The organism is Aquiflexum sp. (genome assembly GCF_041749095.1).
In the GTDB taxonomy this organism is placed as follows: Bacteria; Bacteroidota; Bacteroidia; order Cytophagales; family Cyclobacteriaceae; genus Aquiflexum.
The window spans coordinates 1-3,000 of the sequence record NZ_JBGTCA010000602.1 but is presented as its reverse complement, the minus strand read 5'-3'; the positions used below and the strand labels follow the sequence as shown (position 1 = coordinate 3,000).

The window sequence follows — 3,000 nt, the reverse complement described above, 5'->3', positions numbered from 1 at the left end:
AGTTGATGAGTCTCCATTGGTGTGGGATGGCCAATTGCTGGAAAATGGTTTGATAGTTGGAAATTGGAAATTAATAGAAGTGGGAAACAAGGAGTACGAACTTTATGACCTTGAAACAGATCCCGAAGAAAAAAATAATATTGCCAACCAAAAAAGTGAAGTAAGAGGGAACATGGCAGGATTTTATCACTATTGGAAAGGAAAAGAAGAAAAGAAATGAATACACTGAGCCATTTATGAAAACTTTCCCCGGTATGAAGGGAAGCGGCACACTGTTAAGATGTGATTACTCCTTTATCGGATATGCTATCTTGGACCGATGGAAAGATTATTATTATAACCATAAACAGGAGGCGCTTACCTGGACTGAGCAATATTCGACTATTGATAAATAATATCATACTATGAATTTATTTCCTTGCTTTTCATTCGTCTCCATTATTATTTTCATATCAAGCTTCTCTGTAAGAAGCAACCCCTCACACGACTTCGATCTTATCATTTATGGAGCAACGCCTTCCGGAATCATGGCAGCCATCAACGCTGGACGCATGGGGCATGCAGTGCTCTTGGTTGAAGAATACGAACATATCGGTGGATTGATGACCGGAGGGCTCTCCTTCACGGACTTTATTTCCTTTGAGGTATTGGGAGGGGATTTTCAAAACTACACTAATAGGGTACTTGCCTATTATACAGAAAAATACGGCCCCGATTCCCGGCAGGTGGAGGATTGCCACTATGGCATTCATGCCGAACCCCATGTAACCCTGCAGATTTTCCGGGAAATGCTCCGGGAATTCCCAAGTATTGAGGTCATTACACGTCACCGACTTAACAAAGTCATTTTGGGGGAATCTATACGTGGGCGAATGGGTATCAACGGTATCCGTTTATCCAATCTCAGAGAAAACAAAACGGTAGAATACCAGGGAAAGGTATTTATAGATGCCACCTATGAAGGGGATCTTGCGGCCAAGGCAGGGGCCAATTATTTTCTTGGAAGGGAATCACAGTCCACCTACCATGAGCGGTATGCCGGCAAAATATTTACCCGGGGCGGCGTGATACAAAGCGGAAGTACGGGGGAAGGGGATCAAAAAGTACAAGGCTATAACTTCAGGATAATCATGACGGATGATCCGGCCAACCGGATTATGATAGAAGAACCTGCAGGGTATGACCGGGATGTTTTTACGCCTATACTTGGAACCCTGATGAATAAAAAAGTAGAACAGATTTTCACCGAAGACGGCAGGGGTATTTTGCGGGTACAACTATTACCTAATAGAAAAGCAGATATCAATGATATAAAAAATGCCCCTGTCCGGATGTCTTTACTGGGTGGGAATTTTGATTATCCTGAGGGGGATCCAGAGACGAGAGAGCGGATTATTAAGGAGCATCGGTTACACAATCTGAGTCTGATCTATTTTTTGCAGCAGGACATGGATGTACCTTATGAACTCAGAAAGGAAGCACAAAAATGGGGACTGGCCAAAGACGAATTTACGGATAACGATCATTTCCCTTACCGCTTGTATATCAGGGAGGCAAGAAGGATAGAAGGTGAGTATATTTTTACCGAGCAGGATACTTATATGGCACCTAATTCCATCAGGACAAAGCTGAGAAGTGATGCCATTGCCATCGGGGATTATGCCCTGAACTGCCATGGGGTAAGCCCTCCGGGCGAGCTTTATGAAGACCTGACAGAAGGGGATTTCAATCACGTCCCTGCCCCATTTCAGATTCCTTATGGTATCACGGTGGTGAAGGATTTTCACAACCTCCTGGTCAGTGTGGCAGTTTCCAGCAGCCATGTGGGATTTTCTGCATTGAGATTGGAGCCTACTTGGATTGCGATAGGGCAGGCCACCGGACTCGCTGCCCATCTCATGTTGAAAAACAATTTAGGTACCATCGAAGTGCCGCTTGATCAACTTCAAAAGCTAATTCACGAAGCTGGGGGCAAAACGGTATATGTCTCGGATGTGGAAAATGACCACCCCTATTTCAAAGCCATACAGAATTTGGGCACAAAAGGATTATTCCACGATATTTTTCCATTGAAGGACATCAATCTAAAGACACCTGCCAACCTATGGAAAATGCAATACCGTGAGGCTTATCCGTACCATCAAATAAATCCTGACGAGCGTATTACTGAAGAGTTGGCAAAATCCTGGATCAGCATGTTGAACCTAGATGCAAAAAGTTCTGAAATGCTAATACCATTTTACAGTAAAAACATTAATAGGGGGGAGTTTTTGAATAAATTATACGAAATGCATTCCCAAATTAGGTAATTTGAAACAGTTTCGAATCCACTTTCTATAAATTAAAAGGAATTAACATGCAGTTACAAAACTTAATTATAGCATTCCTCTCTGTATTGCTATTTACCCAATGTCAAACTTCACAAGTAGATAATTCTAAAAACAGCCAATCTGATAGGATATCAGATAATCTCCAAAGCAAGAGACCCAATATCATAGTGATTTTGGCCGATGATATGGGCTATTCCGATCTCGGTTCTTATGGCAGTGAAATCGAAACACCGGCATTGGACACTTTAGCCAAAAACGGGCTCCGTTTTTCTCAGTTTTACAATACGGCCCGTTGTTGTCCTACCCGGGCTTCTTTGCTAACCGGTTTATATCCGCACCAAAGCGGGATGGGTTTTATGACTGAAAATGAATCCGCCCCCGGTTATCAGGGGGAAATTGGAAACCAGTGCGTGACCATTGCCGAAATGCTTCAACCCGCCGGATATAGCACTTATATGTCGGGTAAATGGCACGTAGCCCGGAACCTGAAGGATATAGATTCGCTAAAGTATAATTGGCCTTTGCAAAGGGGATTTGATAAGTTTTATGGTACCATTATCGGAGCAGGTAGTTTATGGGATCCCTGGACCTTGACCCGGAACAATACTTTTATCACACCATTCAATGATCCTGAGTATAAACCGGAGCAGAAGTGGTATTACACCGATGC

4 protein-coding genes are annotated in these 3,000 nt (G+C 43.1%); all 4 read left to right on the top strand.

The annotated features are described in order from the left end of the window. A partial coding sequence (locus tag ACEW8O_RS26875; RefSeq protein ID WP_373497715.1) for a hypothetical protein occupies nt 1-220 on the top strand: 220 nt, incomplete at its 5' end. Nucleotides 221-236: 16 nt separating this feature from the next. Beyond that, nucleotides 237-395 carry a hypothetical protein gene (locus tag ACEW8O_RS26870; RefSeq protein WP_373497714.1) on the top strand — a complete coding sequence of 53 codons (159 nt, stop codon included), beginning with the start codon at nt 237-239 and terminating at the stop codon, nt 393-395. A gap of 9 nt (nt 396-404) precedes the next feature. Then, nucleotides 405-2,309 (top strand): FAD-dependent oxidoreductase, encoded by a 1,905-nt coding sequence (locus ACEW8O_RS26865; RefSeq protein WP_373497713.1) that lies wholly within the window; start codon nt 405-407, stop codon nt 2,307-2,309. A gap of 47 nt (nt 2,310-2,356) precedes the next feature. Beyond that, nucleotides 2,357-3,000 (top strand): sulfatase-like hydrolase/transferase (locus ACEW8O_RS26860; protein ID WP_373497712.1); only part of this gene is annotated, 644 nt, incomplete at its 3' end.